The organism is Capnocytophaga sp. oral taxon 332 str. F0381 (assembly GCF_000318275.2).
GTDB lineage: Bacteria > Bacteroidota > Bacteroidia > Flavobacteriales > Flavobacteriaceae > Capnocytophaga > Capnocytophaga bilenii.
The window spans coordinates 1-648 of the sequence record NZ_KB291345.1; the positions used below are offsets into that span (position 1 = coordinate 1).

Here is a 648-nt window from a genome sequence, read left to right on the forward strand (position 1 = left end):
TGCCTGTAGAAGATGTTAATGGCTTGTTCAAACGAACTACTGTACTTGTGGTACATCCATATTTATCTATTACCTCAAAGGTATGCGTAGCAACTCCTAAATTAGCAAAAGTATAAGTATCCTGATAAGTACGCGTTACAACACTACCATTATGTTTAAATATATAAGGTGCATTGTTATAAGCCCCTGGTTGCGTATTAGCTCCATTTATTGCCACTACTTTAAGCGTTACCTTACCATTGTTGCCCGTTACAGAACAGAAATTATTATCACTTGGCGAAGTACCCGCTGGTTGCAATTGCAAAACTTTAGGCTCGTATATCTTATACGCTTGTGCTGTAGTAGCTTTACAACCATTCGCATCGGTTACACCTATAGTATAATTACCCGTTTGCGTAAATACAAAGGAGGTATTGGTTGCTGTAGCGTTAAGCGCTATAGTGGTAATCGTTACATTACCTTTATAAATAGCAAATGTATAAGGTTTTGTACCCCCTGTTGCCGAAAGCAACTGCGCTGCCGTAACCTTAGGCGTACAACCCAAAGTAACATCACCCTGCGCATTTGCTGCCGTTACCTGCAACTGTGTTGGCTCGGTAATCGTAAAGGTACGTACTATCTCACAATTAGCGTTGTTGAGTTCTCCTC

Annotated in this window: 1 pseudogene; it reads right to left on the bottom strand. The window is 40.6% G+C overall.

The window, feature by feature from the left end:
* Positions 1-648: pseudogene (locus tag HMPREF9075_RS13635) on the bottom strand (hypothetical protein); the annotation flags it as partial.